This is a genomic window from Nocardia sp. NPDC051929, assembly GCF_044548645.1.
GTDB classification, from domain to species: domain Bacteria; phylum Actinomycetota; class Actinomycetes; order Mycobacteriales; family Mycobacteriaceae; genus Nocardia; species Nocardia sichangensis.
Window position 1 is genome coordinate 103,224 of the sequence record NZ_JBIUCG010000001.1, and the last position, 26,906, is coordinate 130,129.

A 26,906-nucleotide genomic window follows, 5' to 3' on the forward strand; every position below is an offset into this window, starting at 1 on the left:
AGCTGTGTCAGCGCTTTGACGTAAGCCGCGGCGTTCTTCTCCGGCACGCCCGCCGCGCGCAGGGCGGTGCGCGCCGACGTGTGCTCCGGCAGCGACCGGACGATCTCGACGATCCGCGGATTCTTCAGGAAGGAGAGCTTGCGCGTGCCGAAGTGGTAGAGCAGCGCGCCGAACGGCTCCGGACGCAGCGCCACTCGCGGATGCAGCTGCCAGCGGGTATCGAGATCGAGCATCGTCATCGACCGCCCGTCAGTAGACGCCGCACATGCCGTCGATGGACACCTCTTCGATGAGGCTCTCCTCGACCAGCGGCGCTTCTTCGGCCGACCGCGCGGCGGCGGCCTCCATCCGTCCGGTGTTGTCGGTGTCTGCGTGTCCGGTGGACCCGTATTCCGGCATGGCTACCTCCGCGAGGACGATCCGTGTGCGAACTGCCCGGTGCAGTCCGTGCTCACACAATAACGTCATGAACTGACAAAACAACAGGTTTCACTTATCCGGCGATCCGGGAGGTCCCAGCCGCCGCGCGCGCCGAGCGAGGAGCCGATTCCGCCGCGAGCCGAGTGGAACAGGCGGCGACGGGACCGATGCCCGGCGCTCTAGACTGCGGGTGGCAAGCAGCTGAACAGAATGTGACGGGCAGCACGCCCGCAGTGGTAGAGGTGGCATGGGAGTCGGACGAATGCAGACGAACGGGGGCGGCAGCACGCTGTCGGAGTCCGAGATCGTCGAGGCCGCGCTGCGGGTGGTACGCGAGGACGGCGTGGAGAAACTGTCGATGCGGCGACTCTCCCGCGAACTCGGCGTCTCCCCGATGGCGCCCTACTACTACGTCGCCGACAAGCGCGAGCTGCTGGATCTGGTCGCCAGCGCGGCCCTCACCGGAGTGCGCACGCCACCGGCCGAATCCGGCACGTGGCAGCATCGGCTGCGCGATCTCGTCGACCAGATCGACGAGAAGCTGCGCAAGCATCCCGGCCTCGGCGACATCCTGATCGAGCAGATGCTGGGCAAACAGCTGGACCTGATCGCCGCGATCATGGACATCCTCGACGACGCGGGGTTCGGCGATCGCAACATCCTCGCCGCCTACGCCACCATCCACACCTACCTGTTCGGCCGCAGCCGGGTGAACCCGCGCGACCGCTCGGCGCCTGCCGATGTCACGCTGCCACCGGTTGTCGATCGGGCCACCCGGTACATCGGTGACCTGCGCGGACGCTACTCCTACGACTTCGGCATGGAGGTGCTGATCGCCGGTCTGGAAGCCCAGCTTGTCCGCCAGGCGACGACCGACGTACGATGAAACTGAAACACGTTCTAGTTTTTGCGTCGCGGGTTGCCCGTGCCAGGTTCGAGAGGACGACATGACCACTGTCGAGGTTCCCCACGGCTCGCGCTCGGTCGTGCTGCGGGTGTCCGCGGTCATCGCCGAGACGGCCGACACCCGCTCGCTGGTCTTCGACGTTCCCGACGAGCTGGCCGAGAAGTTCCGTTACCAGCCGGGACAGTTCCTCACCCTGCGCATCCCCAGCGACCGGACCGGCTCGGTGGCGCGGTGCTACTCCCTGGCCAGCTCGCCCTACACCGACGACCGTCCGAAGGTGACCGTCAAGCGGACCGAGGGCGGCTACGGGTCGAACTGGGTGTGCGACAACGTGAAAGCGGGCGACCAGATCGAGGTGCTGCCGCCCTCCGGCGTCTTCACCCCGAAGGATCTCGACGACGACCTGCTGCTGTTCGGCGCGGGCAGCGGCATCACGCCGGTCATGTCCATCCTCAAGTCGGCTCTGGCCCGCGGAAACGGCCGCATCGTGCTGGTATACGCCAACCGCGACCACGAGTCCGTGATCTTCGCCGGTGAGCTGCGCGATCTGGCGGACAAGCACCCGCAGCGGCTCACCGTGATCCACTGGCTGGAATACCTGCAGGGCCTGCCGACGGCCGACGCGCTGGCCACACTCGTCGCCCCGTATCGCGGCTACGACGCGTACATGTGCGGGCCGAAGCCGTTCATGGACCGGGTGCACGACGCGCTCGGGCAACTGGGCGTGCCGCGCACGCGCACGCACGCCGAGGTGTTCAACTCGCTGGCCGGCGATCCGTTCGCCGATCAGGCGCCGGTCGAGGTCTCCGACGAGGAGGCGGCCGACGCGGCGACCGTGGAAGTCGAACTCGACGGCGAAGTGCACGAACTGAAGTGGCCGCGCAAGCAGACGCTGGTGGACATCATGCTGGCCAAGGGCTTGGACGTGCCCTACTCCTGCCAGGAAGGCGAGTGCGGCTCGTGCGCGTGCACGGTGCTGGAGGGCAAGGTCGAAATGGACAACGCCGAAATTCTCGACCCGGAGGATATCGAGAACGGTTACATCCTCGGCTGCCAGGCGCACCCGGTGACCGACCACCTGAAGATCCAGTTCTGAGCGCGCTCGCCTGAAATAATTCGCCGATCGTTTGCTTCGCCTATCGCGCGCGGTATTCCGCGCGAGCCCCGTGCGGCAGATGCTCGGTCGCGTAGCTCAACGCGGTGCGTCCCATGGCCGGGGCGTGCCGGTCGAGGAATCCGGTCAGCAGGCCGCGGTCGACGCGCTTGCCGACTTCGCGCAGCATCCAGCCCAGCGCCTTCTGGATCAGGTCGCGCCGGTCGTCGAGCAGCAGTTCACACAGCGCGAAGGTAGTCGAGGCATCACCCGCCTTGATGAACGCGAACGTGGACAGCAACGCCACCCGCCGCTCCCACAGCGACTCGGTGGCCGCCAGCTCGAACAGCAGGTCACGCGGTTTGTCCAGCAGCCACGGGCCGACGATGTTCTCCGCCGACACGTCCACCAGATCCCAGTTGTTCACCCGTCCGCGGCGCACGGCCGCCAGATACAACCGCACCATGGCGGCGCGGGCGGCGTCGTCGAAGGAGCGCGGCTGGGACGCCTTGGCGAATCGCGCGTTCAAGATCACCAGCGCGGCGAACCGGTCTTCGTGCACGTCGCTGTCGAGCAGCCGGTCGATCTCGTCGAGCGGAAGTGTCGCGAAGCGCTTGGCGACCCGGCGGCTCGCCGGTACCCGGACGCCGAGGAACACGTCACCCTCGCCGTATTCGCCGGGACCGGTCTTGAAGAACCGCTGTAGCTGCGTCGCATCAGCCGGATTCGCCAGTTCCCGCAACGCCGCCCGCACGTCGGCCGCGGTCACCGAGTCGGTCATCGAACCATGCTCCTGTTCCGAGAAGTGGCGGACGCGCCCGCGCCGGGCAGCGGTTCACCCCTGCGCGCCCAGTACGCGGCCGGACTCGAAGGCGGCCGCGCTGGTGGGCAGCGCACCGGGCCGACCGCTGTTGAGCACCCGGATCACCCCGGTACCCGTGGTGGGGCGGCCCAGCGCCTCGATGCGCCGAATGGTCTGCGCGGCAACGGCTTGCGCGCTGTCGAAGAGCCGGACGCCGTTTGGCAACGCGGCCACGATCGCGTCGGTCACCAGCGGGTAGTGCGTGCAGCCGAGCACCACGCCTTCCACGCCGGGCGGCGTCCGCTCCGCCGCGCTGCCGATCGCTTCGTGGGCGGCGGTCAGGTCGCCACGGTCGATCGCGTCCGCCAACCCGTGACACGCCACCCCGACCACATCGGCGTCGCCGCCGAATTTCGCGATCAGATCGGCCTGGTACCGGCTCGCCGTGGTCGCCGCGGTGGCCCAGACCGCCACCGACCGGCACACGGCCGCCGCGGGCTTGATCGCGGGCACGGTGCCGATCACCGGCACGCCGGGCCCGACCTCCGCGCGCACGTGCTCCAGCGCCGTCACGCTGGCGGTGTTGCACGGCAGCACGATCACCTCCGCGCCCGAACGAAGCGAGGCCCGCGCGGCGTTCACCACCCGCTCGACCACCCAGTCCTCCGGCTTCGGCCCCCACGGCGCCCCGTCCGGATCCAGCTGCAGCAGCAGATCCACGTCGGGCCGCAACTTGCGCAACCAAGCGGCAGTGGGCAGCAACCCCAGACCCGAGTCGATGAGCGCGACGATCACCGCACCACCGTATTACAGCCCCATGACACCCCCACACGCCGCGCGCGCCGCGGCGCACGCTCCGCAACCGGCGCGCGCACGCGGGCCACGGCGGCCATAGTCGCGGAGGATTCGGCGACCGGTACCCGTACCTGCTCGATGCCGTAGCCGCCGTTCCGCGGCTCCCGCCGGGCGCGCCCTCAGCTGGGTGCGAGCAACTCGGTCACCGGCGCACCGGACGCGATCTTGGCACGGGCCTTCATCACCTGTGCTGTCATGCCCGCGCCGACGACGCCGGTGAGGTTGCCGCCCTGGGCGTAGTAGGCGAGGAATTTGCGGCCGTCGTCGGAGGCGATGTGCACCTCGTCGGTCGCGCCGGGAGTGCCGAGGGCCTGGATCTTGACGTCGTACTGGTCGCTCCAGAAGTACGGGACGCGCGCCGCCGTGGGCGGTTCGGCGCCCAGCAGCGCGCAGGCGACCAATTTGGCCTGTTCACCGGCGTTGGTCCAGTGTTCGACACGCTTGCGGAGTCCGGTCTCGTGCAGCCAGGCCGCCACGTCGCCGACCGCCCAGACGCCGTCGGCGGAGGTCCGTCCCACCTCGTCGGCGAGCACGCCGCCACCGGCCGACGGTTCGGCCAGCGCGATCCCGGAATCGCGCAGCCATTCGGTCACCGGCCGCGAACCCACGCCGATCACGACGAGGTCGGCGGCGATCTCGGTACCGTCGGACAGCCGCGCACCGCGCACCCGCCCCGACTCGTCGCCGAACAGGGTGTCCACGCCGATGCCGCAGCGCAGATCCACCCCTTCCGCGCGATGCATCCGCGCGACCAGTTCGCCCACCGCTTCGCCGAGCACCGAGGCCAGTGGCGTCGCCTGCGGTTCGACCAGCACGACATCCACTCCCGCCGCCCGGAAACTCGCGGCGAGTTCGCAGCCGATGAAGCCGGCGCCGACGACCAGCGCGGTGCTCGCGCCGCTCAGATCGGCGCGCAGGGCTACGGCGTCGGAATGGCCGCGCAGCACGTGCACGCCGCGCAACTCGGGCAGGCCGGGCAGACGGCGCGGGCGCAGACCCGTGGCGATGATCAGCTGGTCATAGTCCAGCGTGGCGCCGTCGGCGAGGCGAACGCGGCGCGCACCGGTGTCGACCCCGACGGCTTCGGTGCTCAGGCGCAGATCGATCTGCTTCTCGGCGTAGAACTCGCTCGGACGCAGTGTGGTGTCATCGGTTTCGCCGCGTACGAACTGCTTGGAAAGCGGCGGCCGGTCGTAGGGCAACCGCGACTCGTCACCGATGAGCACGAGGTCGCCCGCATAGCCCGCGCGGCGCAATTCCTCCGCGGTGCGCAGGCCGGCGAGGCCGGCTCCGACGATCACGATCGGCGCGGTCATGCGGCCATCCCTTCAGTGGAATCCGGCCGCCGATTCCGCGGAACCGGCGGTGCGACGAAGCTCACCCTAACCTCTGCTTGGTTCATTCCTCTGTGAGGACCGTCACGCGGAGCGGCCGGTCAACCGTCGCACAACCGTGTCCGTTCCGATGTTGATCGGGCGGTCAATCAGGACTAGACCGAGGTCAGGACATACGCACAGCCTGAGGAGGTACACATGTTCACCGAGAGCCGCGCGCAGGATCTCCTGGCCGTCGTGCTCGGAGCCTTCGCCGCACTGTCACCCCTGTGGGTCGACCACAACAACAACGCCATGTGGGCGCTGATCGTGCTCGGCGTACTCATCGCGCTCACCGGTCTGGCGCAGATGGCCCGCCCCGACATGGCGTCGGCGGACTACGCGATGGGCCTGTGCGGCCTGCTGTTGTTCATCTCGCCGTGGGCCATGGACTTCACCGCGTACCGCAGCGCATCCTGGACCGCATGGGTAGTCGGGGTGGTGACGGCGGTGGTCGCGGTCGCGGCGCTGCCGACGGTGTCGGGGCGTCTGCACGACATGGCTCCGCATCACTGATGCAGCGACCGGGAACCCGGCGCGCCGGACGCCGCCGCAGCGCGAAAGCCGACGGCGACGCTCGGCAGTTGATCCTCGACGCCGCGGAGGACCTCTTCGCGGCACAGGGATACGACGCCACCGCGACGGCGGCCATCGCCGCCGCGGCCTGCGTCCCCAAAGGACTCGTCTTCTACTACTTCCCGACCAAGGATTCGATCCTGTCCGCCTTGATGTCCGAGCGGGTGCCCGCGCGGCCGATCGACGACATCGGCACCGTGGTCACGCCGGGAGATCCGGCGGCGAGCCTGGTCAACCTCGACGCCGCGCTGAACCTGCGCGACCACCACTCGTCGGTACTGCGGGTGATCCTGTGGCGGGAGGCCGACACCCATCCCGACGTGCGGCGGCAACTGCGCCGCCTGCGCGGCCAGATGCTGGAGGTGACCGCGAAGGTGCTCCAGGCGAGCGCCCCCGGCCCGGTCCGTCCCGGAACCCTGCGCGCGTGCGCCGCGGCCTGGGTCTCGGCGATGTTCGCGATCGCCAGCACCGACCGGCTGCACGCGCTCGACGGCGTGCCGCTGCCCACCGCCGACGAAGTGCTGAACGTAGCCCAGGTGGTCGCGGCCGGAATGACCCAGATGGGCTGACTCCCCGGAGTTGTCCACAGCCCGCGCGTTGTCCACATGCGCCGCCGCGCGGGGGTTTCCCGGATCGCCGGTCGATCACGATCGTCGGTATGGAAGCACCACAACTGATCTCGCGTCAGCAGGCGCTGGCATCCGGTCTGTCCGACAAGACATTGCACCGGCTGTGCAGAACCGGGAAATGGCAGCGCCTGCGCGCCGGGCACTATCTGAGCGCGCCGGGCTCCGGTCTCGGCGCCACCGGCAGGCATCTGCTGATGACGCTGGCCACCGCGGAGTCCACGTCCGAGTCCGCCGTCACGAGCCACTGTTCGGCGGCGGTGCTGCACGGGATGACGACCTGGGGCATTCCGCTCGACCGGGTCCATCTGACCAGGAACCGGATCAACGGCGGCCGGCTGAGCCGACGGGTGGTAGTCCATTCGGCTCGGATGGAGCCCGACGAGATCACCTTGGTCGACGACATACGGGTGACCACCCCGGCGCGGACGGTCTTGGACATCGCGCGCTCGGAAGGATTCGAACAGTCCGTCGCTCTCGGGGATTCCGCGCTACGCCAGGGCTTGACCACCACGGCGGAACTGCGGGAACACCTGCGCCGGGCCCGGCGCAGGCCCGGATGCCGCCGTGCCGCTCTCGTCCTGGACTTCCTGGACGGGCGCAGCGCGAACGTCGGCGTGTCCCTGAGCCGGATCCTGCTGCACCGGGCGGGTCTTCCGGCTCCCGAAGTGCAGGCTCGGGTCTTCTCCGATGACGAGATCTGTGTCGGCCGTGTCGATTTCCTGTTTCCCGATCTCGGTGTGATCGGCGAATTCGACGGAAGCGATCACCGCCGAGCCGCGCCGCCCGCCGCTCGGGTGGTCACGGCGGAGAACGTCCGCGCGGATCGGCTCCGCGCACTCGGCTGGGTGGTCGTGCGCTGGACCTGGGGCGATCTGTCCGCTCCCGCCCAGTTGACCGATCGTCTCCGCGCGGCGATCCGCACGGCCGCGGTACACCACCGTGCCGGCTACTGGACTCCTACCCCCGAACCGTGAACGCGCCGAACCCTTTCAGCGTCCCGCGGGCCGTCACCCGGCCCAGCCGAGAGGAACAGCCGACGACTATCCAGGCGCACAGCGGTGGCGAGTCAGGGCTGGTCGAGAAAGTTGACGACGTCGATGGCGAAGCGGGGGCGCCTGAGCGCGCTCACGTGCCCCGCGCCCGGATAGATGGCGAGGTGGGAATCGGGGATGCCGTCGGCGGTGCGGCGGAAAGTGGCGAGGCTGTAGGCGGCGTCTCGTTCGCCTCCGATGACGAGCGTCGGGGCCTGGATCTCACCGAGGCGCTCGGTGATGTCGAATTCGTCCTCCGCGCGGAGAAAGGCGTACGTGTCGGCAGGGTCGCGCGGGCGGCTCAACGGGTCCAGCAACCACATGGCGGCCGCCGCGAGACGAGCGGCGGCGGGCGAGGAGACGCTGCTCGACGCCAGGTGGTGCATCGCGCGGCGCCCGTGCAGAACCGCTTCGGCGTAACGCATCTGGCCTTCCTTGGCGACCGGATCCAAACGGCATCCGGACGACGCGACGACGAGGCGGCGCACGACCTCGGGATGGTCGGCGGTGAGTTGCAGCGCCACCGACCCGCCCGAGGAGATGCCGAGCACGTCGACCGGCTCGCCGAACTCGGCGCGCAGCGCGTCGGCGTGCTCGGCCGCGATCTCCGCCATCGTGATGCCCTGGGCCATGCCGGGCGCGCGGCCCACCGCGTAGACCCGGAAGCTCCGCGCCAGCGGCCGCAGAACTCTCACCTCGGAGTCGAGCATCCGACCGCGGGGATTCGCGTGGTCGGGACTGAACCACCGGAGAAAGACCAGCGGCCGACCGGAACCGATCGCGAAGTACGGCATGCCGTGCTCGAGCACGCCTTCGGTGATCTCGGGCCGCGCGGCCCGCCTGGTCCCGACCACAGCGCCCTCCGCTCAGATCTCCGTCCGTCTTCCCGACGCTAGCGGAGCCTGCCGCGAGCCGCGATTACCTCGGTGGTCAAATCCCACCGTGATGTTCTGCACAGCCTCGCGGAAGAGCGCACGGAGCATACTGGCCCGGTGAGTCAGGAGCCCTCTTCGCGTGGAGCCGAGACGCGGCCGTTCCCGCTGGACCCCACGCCTATTCATGTATCCGACGACGTGCTCGCCGACCTGCGGCGGCGATTGGAACTGACCCGCTGGCCGGTCGACGCGGAAAACGACGACTGGTCCTACGGCGTGTCCCGCGACTATTTGCAGGAGCTGGTCGAGTACTGGCGCACCGATTACGACTGGCGTGCGGCCGAGGCCGCACTCAACGCCTATGACCACTACTTCGTCGAGATCGACGGGGTGCCGGTGCATTTCCTGCGGAAGCCGGGCGTCGGACCCGACCCGACGCCGTTGATCCTCACCCATGGTTGGCCATGGACCTTCTGGCATTGGGCCAAGGTGATCGACCCGCTGGCCGACCCGGCGGCGTTCGGCGGCGACCCCGCCGACGCCTTCGATGTGATCGTCCCGTCGTTCCCCGGATTCGGATTCTCCGCACCGCTGCCGAAGAACCCGGACATGAACTTCTGGAAGGTCGCCGACCTCTGGCACGTCCTGATGACCGAGACCCTCGGGCACGCGAAGTACGCCGCGGCGGGCTGCGACGTCGGCGCGCTGGTCACCGGGCAACTCGGGCACAAGTACGCCGACGAGCTGTACGGCATCCATATCGGCTCCGGTCAGAAGCTGACCCTGTTCAGCGGCGACCGTGCCTGGGACATCACCGGCGGCAATCCCATCCCGGAGGGCCTGCCCGCCGCCGTGCACGACCGGATCCTCGAACTGGAACGACGTTTCGCCGTCCACCTGACCGCACATGTGCTCGAACCGAGCACTCTCGCCTACGGGCTGTCCGACTCACCCGCCGGGTTGCTGGCCTGGATCTTGCAGCGCTGGGTGAGCTGGAGCGACAACGGCGGCGACATCGAGTCGGTCTTCGGCAAGGACGACCTGCTCACCCACGCGATGATCTTCTGGGTCACCAATTCCATCGGCACGTCCATCCGCACCTATGCCAACAACAATCGCTATCCCTGGACGCCGTCGCACGACCGGCAGCCGCCCATCGAGGCTCCGACCGGCATCACCTTCGTCGGCTACGAGAACCCGCCGGGCGTCGACACCGACCGGCGCGTGCAAGCGTTCCTCGACAGCGACCGCGGCGATTGGTACAACCACGTCAACCTCACCGCCCACGACCACGGTGGTCACTTCATCCCGTGGGAGATTCCGGCCCAGTGGGTCGACGATCTGCGCCGCACCTTCCGCGGCCGCACCCCGTCCACTGCCGAGTGAGCAGCCACGCGCTGCGCGGACGGCCTTCGCCGGGATGCGAACGCGGCCGGACGGACCGAACCCGCGCGTTACGGCGGCGGCAGTCCGGCTGGATCGCGGGGGGCGTGCGTGTTATCGGCGCGGCACCGGAATCGACGTGGCGTAGGAGAGGTATGTGAACTCGCCCAATGGAAGCCGCCTCGTCGGATCCGGGCCGTAAGGTACCGATCATGGTGCCCAGCGAGAGGTCCCAGTCGGTGCAAGCGGTCGTCGAGTCCTATCTGCTCGACGGTGCGCGCCGGTACAACCGCACCGAGGTCGCCGAACAGTCGGGGACGACGACGGCGCTCACCCGTCGATTGTGGATGGCGCTCGGTTTTCCGTCGAGCATCGGTGACGAGGCGGTGGACTACACCGACGCCGACGTCGCGGCGGTGCGCAACTTCGAGCAGCTGACCGTTTTGTCCTCGGCCGACACCCGGCAGCAGTCGGCGACCGCGCGCACGCTCGGCCAAGGGATGGCGCGCCTGGCGGAGTGGCAGGTCGACCTGGTGCTCGCGGAGATCGAGGAGCGCATCGCCCGAGCCGATCCCGGCGCCGACCCCGAAGAGACGGTGCGCACCGCCACCGAGGGCGCCATAGCCACATTGGAGCAGCTGAACACCTATGCCTGGCGGCGGCACCTGGCCGCGTCGCTGTCGCGGTCGCTCGACCCGGGGACGAGCGCGGGCGAGTCGGTGCGCGAACTGGCCGTCGGTTTTGCCGACATGGTCGGCTACACCAGGCTGACCAGGCATCTGCATCCCGACGAGCTGTCCATGCTGCTCGAGGCGTTCGAGTCCACCACCACCGCCGCCATCACCGAGAACGGCGGATGGGTGATCAAGAACGTGGGCGACGAAGTCATGTTCGCCACGGAAAGCGCCGCCGAAGCCGCGCGCATAGCGCTGGCCATCCAAGAGTCCACCATGATGGTCGGGGGCACGCCGGAGTTGCGCGTCGCCCTCGCTTACGGCCCGGTATTGCAACGGTTCGGGGATCTGTACGGTTCGGTGGTGAACATCGCCTCCCGGCTCACCGGCGTCGCGCGGCCGGGCACGGTCCTGATCGATGACCACGCCGCCACGGAGTTGAACGGCGACCCGGCATTCGCGATCAAGCAGTTGCGCAGCGTCCGAGTGCGCGGCTTCAATCGCCTGCGTCCGCACCTGCTGCGCCACAACGGCAGGAACGGCGGATAGCCCCGATCTCCGCCCGACGCCGACGGCCGCCCTAGGCTCGTCCGGTGGACAAGGACTGGTCACAGCTGCGCGCGCGTTGCCTCGTCGAGGAGGACGCGGCGATTCTCGCCCTGCACAAACCCGCCGGGATCTCCGTCATGGGCGAGCGCCACGACACCGATCTCGTCGAGCTGGCGGCGGCCGAGGGAGAAACGCTGTATCCGGTGCACCGGATCGACAAGGTGACCTCCGGCTTGATCCTCTTCGCGAAGGAGCTGTCCGCCCACGGCGAGCTGACCAGGCAGTTCAACAAGCAGACCGCGGACAAGGCGTACCTGGCCGTCGTCGCGGCCACCGGCCTGCCCGATACCGGCGTATTCGACCTGCCGCTCAGCGTGGGGCGCAAGAACCGGGTGCGGATCGCGGCGCCGCGCGAAAGCATCCGTCAGGAGGCGGGCCGCTGGTTCGTGGACGACGCCGACTTGCTGCCCGCCAAGAACTACCCCTCGCTCACCCGGTTCGCGACGGTGCTGCGGGGTCCCGCGCATACCGTTCTCGCGCTGCGCCCGGTGACCGGCCGTCGCCACCAGATTCGCGTCCATTTGGCCTGGACCGGCCATCCGATAGTCGGCGATCCCCTGTTCGACCGCTCCGGCGCCCCCTCGCGGACCTACCTGCATTCCTGGCGTCTCGGCCTCACCGCTTCCTGGCGCACCCCGCCGGAACTGGTCTTGGCCGCCGAGCCCGACGCGGGCTTCTGGGCCCCGCTACACGAATCCGCCGACCCGGCGGCCTTGGAACGCGCAACCGACCTGTTGCGGACTCTCGACTAGCCGGGCCGCCCGATGCGGTCTTCGCACAGCCCGTTGCCTGGGCGTCGACCGCTGCGAAGAACGTCGACACTGTGCCCCGGCACGATAACCGCGCCGAATCTCGGCCAGGGCCGTACGGGAATCGGCCCACAGTCAGCACCTATGGGGCGCGCTCGCCTAGAGCGGCAAACAGCGCGCGAGTGCCATCGAGGTCGCTGCTCACCACTGGCGCCATCGCGAAGCACGCAAACCGTCGCCGCTCCGTCGCGCTCGCTCGGCGGCAGATACCGGCTCGCTGTTCGTCCACAGTCATCCCCAGGCGGTCTGCCCCGTGTGCACAGAGCCGATGCACCGAGTAGAAACGGTCTATCGGGCCGCTCGAGCAGATCAGTTCGGCCAGCTCGGCGCACGGCCGAGGAGCAAAAGGATGCGGTCGAGGGTCGGCGTGTGTTCCGGAACGGACAGTGCCGGTGCGAAAGCCGCGCCCGGGACGGAGCGCTCCGGACCATCGGGGACGGCGAGGGCGATGGCCAGCGCCGCCTCGGCCACGTCGGGATCGGGTGTGATGGTCTCGCCGATCGAGCGCGCGACATCCCAGGCGTGCACGACGCTGTCAACGAGGTGGAAGCCGATCACGCGAACGGCGGGAATCCCCTGGTCGGGCAAGATCTCCGGCAGCAGCAGCGAGCGCTCGAGCACGTCCTCGGCGGCGAACGCGGCGAGGACGTCGTCGGCGGAGGCGCGATAGTCGGCGACCGGATCGGCCGACGCGCGCACGGTCCAGACATCGAGATCCTCGCTGCCCCGCGCGGCGGCGGCGAAGCCGTGGTTCTGCGTGATCATGTGTTCCAGCAGGTCACGAAGACGCCAACCCGCGCAGGGTGTCTCGGCGTCCAGCGCATCGGGACGGACGCGGTCGACGACGTCCACGCTCAGTCGGACAGAACGGGCATGCCGGTCGCGCAATCCTTCGGCAGATTCAGTAAGCATGAGCTTATCATATGCGCAAGCTTACGATTTGCCAAGCAGTATCGTCGATCCATGTCCAACGCCCGCCCCGATCTCGCCGCGATGATCGTGCCGCTCGGGCGGGCGCTCATGGCCCTCGAACTGCCCATCCTGGAGCGGCACGAACTGTCCATGTGGGGCTACTCCGTATTGCTCGGCCTCGACGCCGAACCTGTCTACACCCAGGCGGCGCTGGCCAAGGCGATCGGCGCGGACAAGACCCGCATCATCGGCGTCCTCGACGAACTCCAGCGCCGCGACCTGATCACACGCGAACCGGACCCCACGGACCGCCGGGTGAACCTGCTGTCGCTCACCGACGCGGGCCGCACCCTTCGCGACCGCGCCCAGCGCGACATCCAGGCCGGGGAGGACCGACTGCTCGAGCGGCTGCCCGCGCCGGATCGCAGCGCGTTCCTGCGCGCTTTGCGGACCCTCTCCGACACGGTGTCCGACCGCCCCGCCACTTGACCCCCCACGAGTCCGCGCAATGTGATCCAGCACACAATGCGACGGGCACCGCTCGTACGGTGGCGAGCGTCATGACGACGCGTAATGCGCAGGTCAACTAGCCTTATGAGGTGCCGCGGACGCGACGCGCGCGCAATCTGACGCAATGCAGCGAACCCCTAGCGAAAGCGAATGCCGATGATCCTGGTTGCTCAGGTCAGCGACACCCATTTCGATCTCGGCACCCGTAACGCCCAGCGTGTGCGGCGGGTGATGGACTTCGTCGCGGGGCTGCGCCGCAAGCCGGACGCCATCCTGGTGACCGGCGACGTGACCGATTCCGGCAAACCGGAGCAGTTCGCGGAGGCCAAGGCCGCTTTCGACGGCGAGATCCCGGTGTACGCGATCCCGGGCAATCACGACGACCGCGCGGGCTTCCGCACCAGCCTGCTCGGCGAGCCCGCCTCCGATGCCCCGATCAACCACGCGCATCGCATCGGCGATCTCACCGTCGCGCTGCTGGATTCGAGCGTTCCGGGGCAGCCGGGCGGGCAGCTCGCGGACGAGACCTATGACTGGCTCGGCGGCGTCCTCGACGCGGCGCCCGCGGGCAAGCCGATCCTGCTCGCCTTGCACCACCCGCCCGCGCACCTGTTCAGCCCGATCGTCGACGTGATCTCCCTGGCCGATCCGCAACGGTTCGCCGACCTCGTGGCCGGTGACGACCGGATCGTCGGCGTACTCACCGGGCACGCGCACTCCGCCGCGACGACCACCTTTGGGGGACGCCCGCTGCTGGTGGCCCCCAGCACCGCATCGGTGCTCAGCGGCGAGTGGGAACTCGACCTGCCCGACCACGTCATGGACTACGCGCCTGACCCGGCGGTGGCGCTGCACGTCATCGGTGACGACCACCGCCTCACCAGCCATTTCCGGGCGGTTCCGATGGGCGGCCGGATCGGCGTGCAGCCGGTCTGACAGCGGTTTACCCGGCACGTGCCGGGGCAATCGGGAGGCACACGACGCCTACCGGGAGGATCCGCCATGGTCGATCTACCAGCCGCAGTGGTGAAGAACGCGTTCGCGGCCGGAGCCCGGATCCGGCACGCGCGGGTATTCCACCCCTCGGGCTTGCACCTGGCCGGCCGTCTGCACGCGGAGCCCGAATTCGAGCCGCTGTTCGGCAGCGGCGATCGCGCGGTCATCGCACGGGTGTCCAAGGGCATCGGGTTGCCGAACGGCCTGCCCGATGTGCTCGGCCTGGCGTTCCGCGTGCTCGATCGCGACGAGCAGCCTTGGGATTTCGCGCTGGCCACCACCGGCCGGGGACCGCTGGGCCGGTTGGTGATCACCCCCGCGCGCGGTTGGGCCAGCGCCCGGTACGGCTGCCTGATGCCCTATCGGATCAGCAACTCCTCGCCCACCTGGTTCTTCGCCGAGCCGGACAGCGTGCAGCCCGCGTCCGCGTCGCTGGAGGCGATGCAAGCCCACCTCGACGAGGATCTGGTCAGCTTCACCCTCACCGCGGGCCGCCTCGGCGGGCCGACTTGGCGAGTCGCGGAACTCACTCTGCGTCCCGCCGACTCCGCCGAGTACCGCACGGATTACTTCGATCCGATGCTCAATCACCCGGCCGAGGTGGAGTTGTTTCCCAAGGCTGTCGGCAAGATTCGCGAGTTGGCATACATCGGCAGCAGGAGCGGCCGCGGCGAAGAGGGCTAACGCCGGACGGCACGTTCGCGGCGATAGGCCGCCGGGGTGTTACCGGTCCAGCGTTTGAAGGCGAAGATGAAGGTCGACGCTTCGGCGTAGCCGAGACGGATGGCGACGTCGCTCACCGATAGCGGTGTGGCGGTGAGCATTTCCTCCGCCAGCGCACGACGCACTTCGTCCAGCAGCGCGCGATAGCTGGTACCCGCGGCGTCCAGGTGCCGCCGCAGCGTGCGGGTGCTCATGTTGAGATCGTTCGCCACGGCGTCGATGCCGGGCGGAGCGGCGAATCCGTCCGCGCCGCCGCGCGGCACAAGACGTTCGCGCACCTCGGCCGCGATGCCGGTGCGCGCCCTGCGGCGGTGCACCAGTTCCCGGCACTGCGCCAGGCACATCGCCCAGGTCTGCTCGTTGGCCTGCGGCAACGGTTGTTCCAGCAGCATCGGTTCGATCGCGAACAGGTTGTGCGGCATGCCGAAACGCGGCGGCACGAGAGTCACCTCGGCGATCCGCTCCGCGTAGCCGGGATCGGGAAAACGGAATTCCGCCCTGGTCAGCGGCAGGCGTGTGCCGAGCAGATCGCTCATCACCTGGTGCATCGCGGTGACGTCGCGTTCGACGAGGAACTGCCGCACGTCCGTCGGCACCGCCTCGTCGCGCACCACCGCGACGAACTCGCTGGCGCCCCACTCGGCCACCGGGATGCAGAAGGTGAAGCTGAGGTCCAGATAACGCAGCGCGAAGCTGATCGCCTCCCCGAGTGTCGGGCTGCTGACGCAGGCGAAGCCGAAGATGCCGAAGGTGGTGATCCGGTAGCGGCGACCGACCTCCACACCCAGCGCGGGCCGGTCGGCGAGTTCGCGGACGAGATTGCGGATGACCGTCAGTTCGGTGTGCGCGTCGATCTGGACGTCCGGATCGCGCAATTGCTGCTCACCGAGCGCGGTGCCGTGCAGCATGCGCGCCGAGGACACGCCGTGTTCGGCCGCGTATCCGACCATCAGCGCCACGCTGGCCACGCCGCGCGGAAAGTTCCAATCGCGGATATCCGGATCCTGTATCCGCTCCACGCGGACATTATGGCCGAAATTCTCTATACGACGGCACCGCGGCTCCTACAGTGGAGTCATCTACGGTCGTAGTGAGGAGTCTCACATGACAGCGCGCAATCGGCCATCCATACTCATCATCGGCGCGGGCTTCGGCGGCATCGGCATGGCGATCGAGCTACGCCGCAACGGCTTCGACGACATCACCATCCTGGAGCGGGCCGCCGACATCGGCGGGGTATGGCGGGAGAACACCTACCCCGGCGCGGCCTGTGACGTCCCCTCACCGCTGTACTCGTTTTCGTTCGAACCCAAGCCGGACTGGCCGCAGCGGTACTCGGGACGGACCGCCATCCACGCCTACCTGCGCGCGGTCGCCGAACGTCACAACGTGCTCTCGGCGATCCGCTTCGGCACCAGCGTCAGCGACGCCGAATTCGACGACGCCACCGGCCGGTGGACCGTGCGCACCACCGACGGCAAGAGCTGGATCGTCGACGTGCTGATCTCGGCGGTGGGCCAGCTGTCGCGTCCGTCCCTGCCCGCCATACCCGGCATCGACACCTTCGCGGGCCCGTCGTTCCATTCGGCCGAGTGGGACCACGAGGTCGACCTCCACGGCAAACGCGTCGCCTGCGTCGGCACCGGGGCGAGCGCCGTTCAGTACATCCCGGAGATCCAGCCCGAAGTCGACCGGTTGACACTGTTCCAGCGCACACCGGCCTGGGTGGTCCCGAAGTTCGACACCGACTACTCGCCGGTCCAGCACAACCTGTTCGCGCGGGTGCCGGGCGCGCTGCTGGTGGAGCGGTTCGGGTGGTGGTCGATCGCGGAGTTCATCTCGCTCGGGCTGGTCGAGGTTCCCGCCATCGCCCGGTTCGTGGCCCGCATCGCCTCCCGGCACCTGGCCGAACAGGTCGAGGACCCGCAGCTGCGAGCCAAACTCACCCCGGACTACCCCATCGGGTGCAAGCGCGCGCTGTTCTCCAACGACTACTACCCCGCGCTCACCCAGCCCAACGTGCGGGTGGAGACCACCGCCATCACCGAGATCACCCCGCAAGGCGTACGCACCGCCGACGGGACGACGCACGAAGCCGACGTGATCATCTACGGCACCGGCTTCAAGGGCACGGAGTTCCTCTGGCCGATGGAGATCTGGGGTCGTGGCGGGCGCAGGCTGGCCGACGCATGGGCCGACGGCGCGCACGCGTATTACGGCATGACGGTGCCGGACTTTCCGAATCTTTTCCTCGTCTACGGGCCGAACACCAATCTCGGCGTCGGCTCGATCATCTACATGATCGAATCGCAGGCCCGCTACATCCGCCAGGCCGTGCAATGGCTCGCCGACCACCCCGGCCATTGCGCCGAAGTCCGCGCCGACCTGGAAGAGGATTACAACACCGCGCTCCAGCAGCGTCTGGCCCGCACTCCGTGGAACTTCTGCTCGAGCTGGTACCGCAACTCCGCGGGCCGCATCACCAACAACTGGCCGGGATCGCAGACGAGCTATCGTCGCCGCACCCGCCGCTTCGACCCCAGCGCCTACACCCTCACCCCCGTCGCGTGACGGAGCGCGCCTCGGCGAGCGGGCCCGCCCGGATTCGCCTCGACCCGCCGCCGCCCGCCGGGCTGGCAGACTTGTGCTGTGAATGAACTGGCCCGTCCGGGCGGATCGGATGTGCGCGGCCCGCTGCGTCCGATCGAGTTGGCCACCGGCGCCGTGCTGGGCGGAGCCGCCGTCGGGCTGGTGACCATCGGATCGGTCATCCCGTTCGCCGCCGCGCTCCAGCTGGTCGGCGCGGTCCCGATCGGGCTGATCGCGCATCGTTTCCGGCTGCGCGCCCTGGTCACCGCGACGATCGCGGCGACGCTGGTCACTTTCGTCGCCGCGGGCATGGCGTCCGCGACGGCGCTGGTCGCCTCGGCCACCGTGGGCGGGATCATCGGCGCCGTGAAGCGGCGTGGCGGCGGTGTCGTCGCCGCGTTCGGGCTCTCCTTGCTCGCCGGGCTGGCCTGGGCCGCGTTCGCCGTCGGATCGCTTGCCCTGCTGTCGACCACCCGCGAACTGCTGTTCGACAACATCCGCAACGCGTCGCGCGGCTTCCAGGATCTCGCGGCGCGCCAAGAGCAGCTTGCCCCGCTCGGGCAGCTCGCCGCGGACCTGACCGACTCGGTGCTGCGCTGGTGGTGGGCGTGGGTCGGCGGCAGCGTCGCGCTCGGCATGGCGGCCACCGGCGTCTTCTCCTGGTACGTACTCGGCTCGGTGCTGGACCGGCTGGCCTGGCTGCCCGGCCGGGACCGGCTCGACGCGCCGCAAGACGACCGGCCCGTCGATCCGCTTCCGGTCACGCTGCGCGACGCGGGTTTCCGCTATCCCGGAGCGGCGCGCGATGCGCTGAGCGGTATCGATCTGACCGTGCGGGTCGGTGAATTCGTCGCCGTGGTCGGACACAACGGTTCGGGCAAGTCCACGCTGACCCGCTTGCTGGCCGGGCTGCCGCCCACCTCGGGGTCGGCGCAGCGGCCCGGGTCGGCCGGGCTCGGCAGACTCGGCGGGACGGCGCTGGTGTTGCAGCGACCGGAGAGCCAGACCTTGGGCGTGCTCGTCGCCGATGACGTCGTGTGGGGATTGCCCACCGATCTCGCCGCCGCGGTGGATGTCGACGCACTGCTCGGCGAGGTCGGGCTCGCCGGAATGGGGGCGAAGGAGACCGCCACGCTCTCGGGCGGACAGCAACAGCGGTTGGCGGTCGCCGCCGCGCTGGCCCGGCGGCCCGCGCTGCTGATCGCCGACGAGGCGACCTCGATGATCGATCCGGACGGGCGGCGGGAACTGGTGGAGCTGCTTGCCTCGCTGCCGAAACGACACTCGATGGCCGTGGTGCTGGTGACCCACCACGAGGCCGACGCCGCGGTCGCCGACCGGGTGGTGCACCTGGCCGGGGGACGCACCGTGGCGCATCTGCCCGCGTGGCCGCGTCCGGCGCAGGACACGCGACGCAGGCCGATGGGCGCGCCGGTCCTCGAACTGCGCGACGTCCGGCACACCTACAACCGCGCGACGCCGTGGGAGGCGCCCGCCCTGCACGGCGTCGACCTGTCCGTGTGCCAGGGCGAGGCCCTGCTGATCGTCGGCGGGAACGGCTCGGGCAAATCGACCCTGGCCTGGATCATGGCGGGCCTGATCGAACCGAGTTCGGGTCGGTGCGAGCTGCGCGGAAAGCCGATCGGCAAGCAGATCGGCCGGGTCGGACTGGCGTTCCAGCACTCCCGGCTGCAACTGCAGAAGCAGACCGTCGGCGCGGAGATCGCGGACTGGGGCGGTCGCGCGACCGGCTCTGGCGCGGTCGGCCGCGCGCTGGACGCGGTCGGGCTGGACCGTTCGCTGGCCGCGCGCTCGGTCGAGGAACTCAGCGGCGGCCAGGCCAAGCGAGTGGTGCTCGCGGCGATCGTGGCCAGCCATCCCCAAGTGGTCGTGCTCGACGAGCCGCTGGCCGGTCTCGACCCGGAGGGCCGGGCCGACATCGTGGAACTGCTCGCGCGGTTACGGGATTCCGGCTTGACGCTGATCGTCATATCGCACGACGTGGCCGACATGGCGGCGGTGTGCGACCGGACGGTGCGATTGCAGTCGGGACGCATTCTGGGAGCGGAATCGGCGCGGCAGACAGCGCCGGTGCCGAGTGACTCCGCCACGCGAGCCGATTCCGGACGGAACCCGGTGCGCGCGCCCGGAGAGACCGCGTGGCGGCTCGAGCACGGAGGTCGATGATGAGCACCGTTCTGCTGCGTCAGGTCCCGGTCGACAGTCCGGTCCACCGGTTGTGGGCGGGCACCAAGATGATCGGGGTGTTCCTGATCAGCCTGCTGCTGATGTTCCTGCCGTCCTGGCCGGTGCTCGGTGTGATGGCGGCGTTCCTCGTCTTCGTGGGCGCGGTCGCCCGGCTGCCGCTGGGCACTCTGCCACGGCTGCCGTGGTGGTTCTGGGCGCTGCTCGGCGCGGGAGCCCTGATCAACGTGCCGGTCGGCGGCACGGCGGTACTGCGCTATGCCCAGGTTCTGGCCTTCGGCCTGATCCTGGTGGCGGCCTCCTTCCTCATCGCGTGGACCACGCCGATGGGCGACATCGCGCCCGCCCTGGCCAAGCTGGGCGCGCCGTTGCGCCGGCTCCGGATTCCGGTGGACGAATGGGCTGTCGTCGTCGCGCTCACCTTCCGCGGTCTGCCGCTGCTCATGGAGGAGATCCGGGTGCTACGTGCCGCTCGCAGGCTGCGCCCGAAGGACGGCATGATCGCCCGCGCGGCCGACAACCCGCTCATCGACATCCTCACCGCCGCCATGGCGGTATCCACCCGCCGCGCCGGTGAATTGGGTGAGGCGATCACCGCACGCGGCGGCACCGGGCAGCTCACCGCCCGTCCCAGTGCACCCGGCCTGCGCGACGCTGTCGCGCTCGTGCTGGTAGTCGGCGTCTGTCTCGGTTCCATCGCGCTGCACGTGGTGCTGTGAGCGCGGTGAAAGGTGGGCGTAAATGCGGGGTCAAACGGGATCCTGGTCGGTTGCGGCCCCTGATGGCCGTCGGTGGAATTCCGGCAGGTCAATTCGCTGACCATTTGCAGACCGACTGGTACCTCTCGAAAAGACCCCGCAGGGGACCCCGGATGCGCCTCGCGCACAACGCATACGTCTCGAACGCATAGCAGCCGGCTCCGATACGGCGCACAGAGCACCGATCAGTACCACCGGCTGGGTTACCCGGTTCGCAGTCGCACCCCCGCGACCAGGACGTGCTGCCACGCCCCAGTGCGACACCAGCGAAAGCCCTTGTGGTACTGCGGCTTACACCTATCGGCGACGCGATGTGAAAGGCTCGGAATCGATGCCCCGATTCGGCGCATTACACCTTCATCCACCCGCGCGGAACCGACCGGTGCGATCAGAGCACCCCGGACCCGCACGAATGAATAGCTGATAGCTATAACTCATCAGGTGGCAAAAGTCGAAAGAATACCCTCTGAAATCGTGTCCCAAACCCCAAGGGCCACAGTACAGTTATCACTCGGAAGTAACTGTCTTTTGGATCACATCACGGATGGACACGTCGGCGGGGGAAGGAATTTCGGCGTGTGTCGCGTTCTCTAATGCTTGTAACCTGATGAAGATTGGATACCGAGAATGATTCTCCGGAGAGTCACCGCCGCCGCCGCTCCACTCGTCGCCGCACTCACGGTCGGGGCAGGCGTCGCGCACGCGGAACCGGCTGCGGCACCGGTCCCGGATATCGGGTACCAAGCCCAGCTGGTCGGCGACAAGATCGTCACGACACTCACCGCAGGCACGTTCGACGTGCGCGGCGACGCCGTGGACATCAAAGACGCCGCAGGCAATGTCGCGGTCACGCTGCCGCTCGCCTTCCGCCAGGACGGGCTCGAATACCCCATGCCCCACCTCGTGCGGGACGCGGGCCGCGTACTGGAACTGACCGTCGTCAAGGACGCGGCGCAGGCTCACCCGGCGGCAACGCCGGTCGCGTCGCCGTTCGAGAACCAGCGCGCGATGGATGCCTTCCTGTCACAATTCGGCATCGCCACCGCGGTCGGCGGGTTCATCGGCACGGTCATCGGCGCGCTCGTCGGATTGACCGGCCTCATCGGCGGTCCCATCGGAATCGGCACCGTGGTCGCCGGTGCGGGCATCGGCGGCATCATCGGCACGATCGTCGTCGGCGGTCCGGCCTTGATCATCGCGGGCATCGATCTGATCAGCACGCTGGCCGCCCAGCCCGGCACCACCAAGTGGATGGACACCACCGGGCGTTCACAGAACTGACCGACGCCAGCGAGCACGACGCGCACCGAATCGGCCGGGATCCGGTGCGCTCTCGTCTGTGCGCACCAGTCGGTGCCGCCCGGACGCGATGCCGCGACTCGCGATCACACATCCGGCTCCATCGCCGGGAGTACCGCGGTCGACCTTCGAGGCGGTCGTCCACCTACCGCTCATGGCATCCAGGAGCCGCCGGCAGACCGGCAAACCGGTCGGCGAGGAAGTTCATCGCGCCCGGCGCCTCACCGATCGCCGTCGGGTTGTGGGTGGGCAGCATCGAGTGCACCGAGGTGACGGTCGCGCCCAGGGCGCAGTACCGGCCGACCAAGTCGGTGAAACCCGCTACGGGGATCACGTCGTCGGTGCGGCTGTGGTACAGGTACATCGGCGCCTCCGGCGCGCTGCCACCGAGTTCCTCGACTTCGGTGGCGGCGCGAAATGCCGGGTGCGAGAACACATCGGGCACAGCGGCGAAGTCGGCGACCTGCGCGCCCGCGTATATCGGCACCAGATCGGACCCGCAGGCCGCGCCGTTCTCCACCAGCGCCGCGAGCCCCTGCTCGTTGAGCAAGTCCAGCACGCCCCCGGCAGGATCGTTGCGGGCGAGCGCGAACAGGATGAGCAAAGCGAGCCCGGTCTGGATGGTGCCGTCCGCGTCGGCGGCTATGGCGGGCCAATCCGCGGGGATCCCGCCGGAAGTGATGCCCGCGAATCGGACGTCCGGCGCGTACCACGGCTGCAGCTGCGCGGCCCACAGCGTGGCGAACGCTCCGCCGGAGTAGCCCCAGGTGCCGATGGGCGTCGCGGGCCCGAGCCCGGCTTGCGGGAGATCACGGGCCGCCCGGATGCCGTCCAGCACGCCGCGTCCGGAGTTAACGCCATCCAGGAAGCGGGACCGCGGCCCCTCGTAGTCGCTGACCACCACCGCCCACCCGCGGCGTAGCGCCTCCGCCATGAACGGCGTGTCGATCAGCGTGTTCACCGCGCCGGAATCCCAGCCGCCGCGCAGCGCGAACGACGGCGCGCAGCGCGTGCCGAGACTGTCCTCGGCCACCTGATACGACAGCAGCGGCCGGGAGCCGGGCCCGAACCACGGCAGCATCGGGACCAGCACGGTCGCCACGTCGGCGACGGGATCTTCGCTCGAGTCGGTGCTGCGGTATTTCACCTGCCATGCCGAAATCGGCAGGGGCAACCCGAACAACGCGATCGGCCGGGAATCCAGCACGGCGCCGTCGTGGTAGCGCGCGAGATCCGCGGGGGCGGCGTAGAACGGGTCGCGATCCGGCGGTGGTAGCTCGGCGTGTGCCGCAGGTGCGGCGGCCAGACAGGCGGCCAGCACGAGCAAAGCGGCCAGCAGAACCCGCGGGATCGTCGTGCACACAGATCGGTCGCGCGCCTGCGCGATGACAGGCACTGCATCGGCGTCCTTCATCAGAGCCTCCCCAGTTCCGGCGAGGCGGCAGATGTCCCGGCGCGGTCAGCGGCGGCTCACCTGACCTCCAGGCTTTCCACGGTACTGCCGGGCCGACCGACCCGGCAACGGTCTATCGCAGGTCACACCCACCGCCGCCGCTGTCCGTGCGGCTGGTTACAGTGTTGGCCAAAACACCCCCAGCGCAAGCGAATAGCTGTCCGGCGCGACCCCGCCCGCAGCGCGAGCGCAACGAAGAGGAGTAGCCGAGCATGCGGCATGGCAACGGACTGGACATCCCCGAAGGACTCGCCGATGTGTGCGCCCCGGACCGGATGGCCGTGATCGTCTACGACATGCAGGTCGGTGTGCTCAGCCAGTTGCCGGACGGCCCGGAGATCATCGAGCGGGTGGTGGGGGTGGTCGACGCGGCGCGTTCCGGCGGCTACCCGGTGGTGTTCCTACGCCATTTCTTCCTGCCCGAGCGGCTCAGCGGAACCTTCGCGCTGCGGATGGCCATGAGCTGGCAGCAGGTGGATTCGGTGGACAAGGTGCGCTTCATCCTGCAGCGCGACACCCCCGCCTTCGAGCTCGTGCCCGAACTGCGGCCGCGCGCCGACGAGGTGGTGTTCGACAAGACGTCGATGTCGGCCTTCGAAGGCACTCCGCTGGCCTCGATGCTGCGCGACCTGCGCATCGGCGCCTACGCGATCGCGGGCGTCGCGCTGGAGATCGGCATCGCGCCCACGGTCACGCATTCCACCGATCTCGGATTCGTGCCCGTGGTGATCAGCGACGCGGTCGGCGGCCGGGACAAGGAAGCCATGGCGCGGGCTTACGACGATTTCGAGTTCCAGGGCCACGCGCTCGTCACCGATATCGCGACCATCACCCCGCTGCTCACGGGCGCGGGCTGAGCCGCGAACGGGACCCGGCCGGTGCCGGGTCCCGTTCGAAGATCACTGCTCCCGCAGGGCTTTCTTGGCCGCGTCCTGGGCGGCGTCCACCTGGCCGGAGTACTTGTTGCCCGTCTTCTCGTCGACGAGGTCGCCCGCCTTGTCGATGACCGCGTCCAGCTTGTCCGCGTTCTTCTGGGCCAGGTCCATCGCCTTACCCGCCAGGTTCTTGAAGTCCACCGTGCACTCCTCGTTTCGAGCTGGGAACAACCGCGCCCCAACCCTACCCAGCGCCGGGCGCGGGCCCGAGCCATGCGGGATGCCACAAACGACCCATCTCGGTCCAGTTCATGAACCGCACGGTGCCACCGAGTTTCGGCGTCACCCACACCGCTTCCTTGCGTTCTTCGGCGGTGAGTTCGTTGTCGAACGGCGAGGTCTTGCGTTCCAGCTTGCGCAGCCGCGCGGCCAGCTCCCGCATGTCCGGCTCGCTGAACCCGGTCCCGACCCTGCCGACGTAGTACAGCAGACCGTCGTGGGGAATGCCGATCAGCAGCGACTTGAACTCCCGCGCCGCGCTGCGCCGCCACCCGCCGATCAGCACCCGCTGGGTACGCCAATTGCGCTGCTTCACCCAGGCGTGCCCGCGTTTGCCAGGTAGGTACACCGAGTCCTTGCGTTTCGCGACCACGCCCTCCAGCCCGTGCTCCTGGCTGTAGCGCAGGGCATCGGCGCCCGAGCCGTCCAGTCGCGGCGGCACCACCAGCGACGGCGCGTTCGCCGCGAGCGCCTCCAAGACCCTGCGGCGATCGGCATATCGTTTGCGCAACAGCGACGTACCGTCCAGGTACAACACGTCGAACGCGACGAACACCGCACGCGCCGCGTCGGCTTGCAGCAGACCGAGATTCGCGACGCCGTGATCGTCGAAGACGACGGCCTCGCCGTCCAGCACCACCTGGTGTGCGGACAGTTCCCGCCGCAACGCCGCGATACCGGGGTAGCGGTCGGTCACCACGTTCCCCGCCCGGCTGCGCAAAGTCAGCGCGTCGTTGTCGATCTCGGCGATCAGCCGGAAGCCGTCCCACTTCGTCTCGAAGCACCACTCGTCGGCGCCGAGCTCGGCGACCTCGCCGTGCGTCGCGAGCATCGGCGCGAGACCGCGCGGAAGCGTCGCGGGCCCGTTCGACGGACGGATGATCCGGCCCGGCGGCTCGTCCGGCTCCTCCCGCGGTTCGGCGCCGTTCCGCGCGCGCATCAGATGCATCAGCCACTGGTTGCCGTTGGTCTGGATCAGCGCGTACCGGCCGTTGAGCCGCTTGCCGTGGAATCGCACGATGACCTCGTCGTCGCGCCACTTCTCGGTCTCGTAGGTGCCGGAGTCCCAGATCGTCATCTCCCCGGCGCCGTACTCGCCTTTCGGGATGGCGCCGTGGAAGTCGAGATACTCCATCGGATGGTCCTCGGTGTGCACGGCCAGACGGTTCTGGTCGGTGGAGATCGGCGGCCCTTTCGGCACCGCCCAGGACACCAGGACCCCGTCGCGCTCCAGCCGCACGTCCCAGTGCAGGCGTCGCGCGTGATGTTCCTGCACGACGTAGCGGTTGTTCGTCCCCGGCGCGGGCGACTCGGCGGGTACCGGTTCGGGCGTGCGGGACGGATCGCGCATCGACCGATACTTGGTCAACGCGTCGGGCGAGGACGAGGCGTCCGGCGCGATCCGCGGATCCAGCTCGGCGAGCAGATCGCCGTCGGACCGGTACCTGGCCAGTACCTCGTCGAACCGCAAGTGCCGCAGCTTCTTCCGGTTCTCGATCTCCTTCCACGTGCGCGGCGCCGCGACGTTCGGCTCGGTCCGTCCCCGCATCGAATAGGGCGCGATGGTGGTCTTGGCGGGGTTGTTCTGGCTCCAGTCCAGGAAGACCTTGCCGCCGCGCGCCGCCTTCGCCATCGTCGCCGTGACCAGGTCCGGTTGCAGCCGTTGCAGATTCGTGGCCACCTGTTTCGCCACCGTGGACGCGCCGCCCGAACTGAGCGCGCGATCCAACGGCACGTACAGGTGAATTCCCTTGCTGCCGCTGGTCACCGGGAACGCGTGCAGCCCGATGCCCTCGACCATCTCGCGCACCGCGAGCGCCACCTCGGCGCATTCGGCGAGCCCGACGCCCTTGCCCGGGTCCAGGTCGAACACCAACCTGGTCGCCGGGCCCATGCTGTCGTCGTCGAAACGCCACTGCGGCACATGGACTTCCAGCGCGGCCTGTTGCGCCAGCCAGGCCAGCCCCGCTTCGGAATCGATCAGCGGATAGACGACCTTGCGATCGGAATGGCGCAGGGTGCGCCGCTCGATCCAGGAGGGCGCGTGCGACGGGAGATTCTTCTCGAAGAAGGAGGGTTCGTCCACCCCGTTGGGCCAGCGTTTCCGGGTGACCGCCCGCCCGGCGATATGCGGCAGCATGGCGGGCGCGATCGCCGAATAATAGGCGATCACTTCGCCTTTGGTCGTTCCGGTGGCCGGGTACAGCACCTTGTCGAGGTTGCTCAGGTCAACCTCGATACCACCGAACTCGCGGCGGGCCGCCATATCCG

General features: G+C 69.0%; 26 protein-coding genes and 1 pseudogene. 16 read left to right on the forward strand and 11 right to left on the reverse strand.

Translation table 11 applies throughout. The annotated features are described in order from the left end of the window. Positions 1 to 38: 38 nt before the first annotated feature. A pseudogene (gene mftB, locus ACIHAX_RS00240) lies at positions 39 to 239 on the reverse strand (mycofactocin biosynthesis chaperone MftB); the annotation flags it as partial. Positions 240 to 249: 10 nt separating this feature from the next. Then, a complete protein-coding gene (mftA, locus tag ACIHAX_RS00245) occupies positions 250 to 348 on the reverse strand; it encodes a mycofactocin precursor MftA (RefSeq protein ID WP_157170973.1) in 99 nt (32 codons plus the stop codon). 334 nt (positions 349 to 682) lie between these two features. Between mftA and mftR2 the strand changes: the two genes are divergently transcribed. Continuing rightward, on the forward strand, positions 683 to 1,306 hold the full coding sequence (mftR2, locus tag ACIHAX_RS00250) for a mycofactocin system transcriptional regulator MftR2 (protein WP_355074852.1): 624 nt from the start codon (positions 683 to 685) through the stop codon (positions 1,304 to 1,306). Between the two features lie 61 nt (positions 1,307 to 1,367). Continuing rightward, positions 1,368 to 2,423, forward strand: a complete 1,056-nt coding sequence (locus ACIHAX_RS00255) for a ferredoxin--NADP reductase (protein WP_364424928.1) — start codon at positions 1,368 to 1,370, stop codon at positions 2,421 to 2,423. 40 nt (positions 2,424 to 2,463) lie between these two features. Here ACIHAX_RS00255 and ACIHAX_RS00260 read toward each other — a convergent pair whose 3' ends face one another. The 3 genes from ACIHAX_RS00260 to ACIHAX_RS00270 form a co-directional block, all read right to left on the reverse strand. Beyond that, positions 2,464 to 3,201, reverse strand: coding sequence for a DNA alkylation repair protein (locus tag ACIHAX_RS00260; RefSeq protein WP_364424930.1), 738 nt, complete (start codon positions 3,199 to 3,201; stop codon positions 2,464 to 2,466). 54 nt (positions 3,202 to 3,255) lie between these two features. Continuing rightward, positions 3,256 to 4,017 (reverse strand): aspartate/glutamate racemase family protein, encoded by a 762-nt coding sequence (locus ACIHAX_RS00265; RefSeq protein WP_364424932.1) that lies wholly within the window; start codon positions 4,015 to 4,017, stop codon positions 3,256 to 3,258. 179 nt (positions 4,018 to 4,196) lie between these two features. Then, positions 4,197 to 5,393, reverse strand: a complete 1,197-nt coding sequence (locus tag ACIHAX_RS00270; protein ID WP_364424934.1) for an FAD/NAD(P)-binding oxidoreductase — start codon at positions 5,391 to 5,393, stop codon at positions 4,197 to 4,199. 216 nt (positions 5,394 to 5,609) lie between these two features. Between ACIHAX_RS00270 and ACIHAX_RS00275 the strand changes: the two genes are divergently transcribed. The 3 genes from ACIHAX_RS00275 to ACIHAX_RS00285 all read left to right on the forward strand — a co-directional run bounded on the left by ACIHAX_RS00275 (position 5,610) and on the right by ACIHAX_RS00285 (position 7,629). After that, positions 5,610 to 5,966 (forward strand): SPW repeat protein, encoded by a 357-nt coding sequence (locus ACIHAX_RS00275; RefSeq protein ID WP_355074862.1) that lies wholly within the window; start codon positions 5,610 to 5,612, stop codon positions 5,964 to 5,966. Beyond that, entirely contained in the window at positions 5,966 to 6,595 is a 630-nt protein-coding gene (locus tag ACIHAX_RS00280; RefSeq protein ID WP_397275020.1) for a TetR/AcrR family transcriptional regulator, read from the forward strand. Before ACIHAX_RS00275 ends, ACIHAX_RS00280 begins: the two co-directional genes overlap by 1 nt. An 89-nt stretch (positions 6,596 to 6,684) precedes the next feature. Beyond that, entirely contained in the window at positions 6,685 to 7,629 is a 945-nt protein-coding gene (locus ACIHAX_RS00285) for a hypothetical protein (protein ID WP_397275022.1), read from the forward strand. A gap of 92 nt (positions 7,630 to 7,721) precedes the next feature. Here the strand turns inward: ACIHAX_RS00285 and ACIHAX_RS00290 are convergent, their stop codons facing one another. Then, positions 7,722 to 8,540: an alpha/beta hydrolase gene (locus ACIHAX_RS00290; RefSeq protein ID WP_364424941.1), complete on the reverse strand. Its 819-nt coding sequence runs from the start codon at positions 8,538 to 8,540 to the stop codon at positions 7,722 to 7,724. Positions 8,541 to 8,678: 138 nt separating this feature from the next. Here ACIHAX_RS00290 and ACIHAX_RS00295 point away from each other — a divergent pair, with 138 nt between their 5' ends. The 3 genes from ACIHAX_RS00295 (at position 8,679) to ACIHAX_RS00305 (ending at position 11,979) form a co-directional block, all read left to right on the forward strand. Then, a complete protein-coding gene (locus tag ACIHAX_RS00295) occupies positions 8,679 to 9,947 on the forward strand; it encodes an epoxide hydrolase family protein (RefSeq protein ID WP_364424943.1) in 1,269 nt (422 codons plus the stop codon). Positions 9,948 to 10,156: 209 nt separating this feature from the next. Beyond that, positions 10,157 to 11,167 (forward strand): adenylate/guanylate cyclase domain-containing protein, encoded by a 1,011-nt coding sequence (locus ACIHAX_RS00300; RefSeq protein ID WP_364424945.1) that lies wholly within the window; start codon positions 10,157 to 10,159, stop codon positions 11,165 to 11,167. A 44-nt stretch (positions 11,168 to 11,211) separates the two neighbouring features. Further along, the gene (locus ACIHAX_RS00305; protein ID WP_356963730.1) at positions 11,212 to 11,979 is read left to right on the forward strand and encodes an RNA pseudouridine synthase; all 768 of its coding nucleotides are present in this window, start codon (positions 11,212 to 11,214) and stop codon (positions 11,977 to 11,979) included. Between the two features lie 366 nt (positions 11,980 to 12,345). Here the strand turns inward: ACIHAX_RS00305 and ACIHAX_RS00310 are convergent, their stop codons facing one another. Then, positions 12,346 to 12,948, reverse strand: a complete 603-nt coding sequence (locus ACIHAX_RS00310; RefSeq protein ID WP_355074876.1) for a TIGR03086 family metal-binding protein — start codon at positions 12,946 to 12,948, stop codon at positions 12,346 to 12,348. Positions 12,949 to 12,999: 51 nt separating this feature from the next. Between ACIHAX_RS00310 and ACIHAX_RS00315 the strand changes: the two genes are divergently transcribed. From ACIHAX_RS00315 to ACIHAX_RS00325, 3 genes are all read left to right on the forward strand, one after another. Beyond that, positions 13,000 to 13,437 (forward strand): MarR family winged helix-turn-helix transcriptional regulator, encoded by a 438-nt coding sequence (locus tag ACIHAX_RS00315; RefSeq protein ID WP_397275026.1) that lies wholly within the window; start codon positions 13,000 to 13,002, stop codon positions 13,435 to 13,437. A gap of 171 nt (positions 13,438 to 13,608) precedes the next feature. Further along, positions 13,609 to 14,394 (forward strand): metallophosphoesterase, encoded by a 786-nt coding sequence (locus tag ACIHAX_RS00320; protein ID WP_355074880.1) that lies wholly within the window; start codon positions 13,609 to 13,611, stop codon positions 14,392 to 14,394. A gap of 66 nt (positions 14,395 to 14,460) precedes the next feature. Next, positions 14,461 to 15,138 carry a phosphodiesterase gene (locus tag ACIHAX_RS00325; RefSeq protein ID WP_355074882.1) on the forward strand — a complete coding sequence of 226 codons (678 nt, stop codon included), beginning with the start codon at positions 14,461 to 14,463 and terminating at the stop codon, positions 15,136 to 15,138. Here ACIHAX_RS00325 and ACIHAX_RS00330 read toward each other — a convergent pair. Next, the gene (locus tag ACIHAX_RS00330) at positions 15,135 to 16,196 is read right to left on the reverse strand and encodes an AraC family transcriptional regulator (RefSeq protein WP_355074884.1); all 1,062 of its coding nucleotides are present in this window, start codon (positions 16,194 to 16,196) and stop codon (positions 15,135 to 15,137) included. The two genes, ACIHAX_RS00325 and ACIHAX_RS00330, sit on opposite strands and share 4 nt — an antisense overlap. Before the next feature lie 85 nt (positions 16,197 to 16,281). Between ACIHAX_RS00330 and ACIHAX_RS00335 the strand changes: the two genes are divergently transcribed. The 4 genes from ACIHAX_RS00335 to ACIHAX_RS00350 all read left to right on the forward strand — a co-directional run bounded on the left by ACIHAX_RS00335 (position 16,282) and on the right by ACIHAX_RS00350 (position 22,010). After that, positions 16,282 to 17,748 (forward strand): NAD(P)/FAD-dependent oxidoreductase, encoded by a 1,467-nt coding sequence (locus ACIHAX_RS00335; RefSeq protein ID WP_356963725.1) that lies wholly within the window; start codon positions 16,282 to 16,284, stop codon positions 17,746 to 17,748. 78 nt (positions 17,749 to 17,826) lie between these two features. After that, entirely contained in the window at positions 17,827 to 19,953 is a 2,127-nt protein-coding gene (locus ACIHAX_RS00340; protein ID WP_397275029.1) for an ATP-binding cassette domain-containing protein, read from the forward strand. After that, positions 19,953 to 20,690, forward strand: a complete 738-nt coding sequence (locus tag ACIHAX_RS00345) for an energy-coupling factor transporter transmembrane protein EcfT (RefSeq protein WP_355074890.1) — start codon at positions 19,953 to 19,955, stop codon at positions 20,688 to 20,690. Before ACIHAX_RS00340 ends, ACIHAX_RS00345 begins: the two co-directional genes overlap by 1 nt. A gap of 666 nt (positions 20,691 to 21,356) precedes the next feature. Further along, positions 21,357 to 22,010: an ammonium transporter gene (locus tag ACIHAX_RS00350; RefSeq protein WP_364424952.1), complete on the forward strand. Its 654-nt coding sequence runs from the start codon at positions 21,357 to 21,359 to the stop codon at positions 22,008 to 22,010. Between the two features lie 163 nt (positions 22,011 to 22,173). On the opposite strand, the gene ACIHAX_RS00355 is transcribed toward ACIHAX_RS00350, so the two are convergent. Beyond that, positions 22,174 to 23,442 carry a lipase family protein gene (locus ACIHAX_RS00355; RefSeq protein WP_397275032.1) on the reverse strand — a complete coding sequence of 423 codons (1,269 nt, stop codon included), beginning with the start codon at positions 23,440 to 23,442 and terminating at the stop codon, positions 22,174 to 22,176. Between the two features lie 251 nt (positions 23,443 to 23,693). On the opposite strand from ACIHAX_RS00355, the gene ACIHAX_RS00360 reads away from it, so the two are divergent. Continuing rightward, positions 23,694 to 24,338 (forward strand): isochorismatase family cysteine hydrolase, encoded by a 645-nt coding sequence (locus tag ACIHAX_RS00360; protein WP_355074896.1) that lies wholly within the window; start codon positions 23,694 to 23,696, stop codon positions 24,336 to 24,338. A gap of 42 nt (positions 24,339 to 24,380) precedes the next feature. Here ACIHAX_RS00360 and ACIHAX_RS00365 read toward each other — a convergent pair whose 3' ends face one another. Next, positions 24,381 to 24,557, reverse strand: a complete 177-nt coding sequence (locus ACIHAX_RS00365; protein WP_355074898.1) for an antitoxin — start codon at positions 24,555 to 24,557, stop codon at positions 24,381 to 24,383. Between the two features lie 43 nt (positions 24,558 to 24,600). Then, positions 24,601 to 26,901 (reverse strand): ATP-dependent DNA ligase, encoded by a 2,301-nt coding sequence (locus tag ACIHAX_RS00370; protein ID WP_397275034.1) that lies wholly within the window; start codon positions 26,899 to 26,901, stop codon positions 24,601 to 24,603. Positions 26,902 to 26,906 lie beyond the last annotated feature (5 nt).

Coding starts and splice junctions, on each gene's coding strand:
- ACIHAX_RS00255 (WP_364424928.1), top strand. CDS start 1,368: ATGACCACTGTCGAGGTTCCCCACGGCTCGCGCTCGGTCGTGCTGCGG.
- ACIHAX_RS00320 (WP_355074880.1), top strand. CDS start 13,609: ATGCCGATGATCCTGGTTGCTCAGGTCAGCGACACCCATTTCGATCTC.
- ACIHAX_RS00270 (WP_364424934.1), bottom strand. CDS start 5,393: ATGACCGCGCCGATCGTGATCGTCGGAGCCGGCCTCGCCGGCCTGCGC.
- ACIHAX_RS00335 (WP_356963725.1), top strand. CDS start 16,282: ATGACAGCGCGCAATCGGCCATCCATACTCATCATCGGCGCGGGCTTC.
- ACIHAX_RS00315 (WP_397275026.1), top strand. CDS start 13,000: ATGTCCAACGCCCGCCCCGATCTCGCCGCGATGATCGTGCCGCTCGGG.
- ACIHAX_RS00370 (WP_397275034.1), bottom strand. CDS start 26,901: ATGGCGGCCCGCCGCGAGTTCGGTGGTATCGAGGTTGACCTGAGCAAC.
- mftR2 (WP_355074852.1), top strand. CDS start 683: ATGCAGACGAACGGGGGCGGCAGCACGCTGTCGGAGTCCGAGATCGTC.
- ACIHAX_RS00285 (WP_397275022.1), top strand. CDS start 6,685: ATGGAAGCACCACAACTGATCTCGCGTCAGCAGGCGCTGGCATCCGGT.
- ACIHAX_RS00325 (WP_355074882.1), top strand. CDS start 14,461: ATGGTCGATCTACCAGCCGCAGTGGTGAAGAACGCGTTCGCGGCCGGA.
- ACIHAX_RS00280 (WP_397275020.1), top strand. CDS start 5,966: ATGCAGCGACCGGGAACCCGGCGCGCCGGACGCCGCCGCAGCGCGAAA.
- mftA (WP_157170973.1), bottom strand. CDS start 348: ATGGAGGCCGCCGCCGCGCGGTCGGCCGAAGAAGCGCCGCTGGTCGAG.
- ACIHAX_RS00275 (WP_355074862.1), top strand. CDS start 5,610: ATGTTCACCGAGAGCCGCGCGCAGGATCTCCTGGCCGTCGTGCTCGGA.
- ACIHAX_RS00350 (WP_364424952.1), top strand. CDS start 21,357: ATGATTCTCCGGAGAGTCACCGCCGCCGCCGCTCCACTCGTCGCCGCA.
- ACIHAX_RS00345 (WP_355074890.1), top strand. CDS start 19,953: ATGAGCACCGTTCTGCTGCGTCAGGTCCCGGTCGACAGTCCGGTCCAC.
- ACIHAX_RS00300 (WP_364424945.1), top strand. CDS start 10,157: ATGGTGCCCAGCGAGAGGTCCCAGTCGGTGCAAGCGGTCGTCGAGTCC.
- ACIHAX_RS00355 (WP_397275032.1), bottom strand. CDS start 23,442: ATGAAGGACGCCGATGCAGTGCCTGTCATCGCGCAGGCGCGCGACCGA.
- ACIHAX_RS00310 (WP_355074876.1), bottom strand. CDS start 12,948: ATGCTTACTGAATCTGCCGAAGGATTGCGCGACCGGCATGCCCGTTCT.
- ACIHAX_RS00360 (WP_355074896.1), top strand. CDS start 23,694: ATGCGGCATGGCAACGGACTGGACATCCCCGAAGGACTCGCCGATGTG.
- ACIHAX_RS00260 (WP_364424930.1), bottom strand. CDS start 3,201: ATGACCGACTCGGTGACCGCGGCCGACGTGCGGGCGGCGTTGCGGGAA.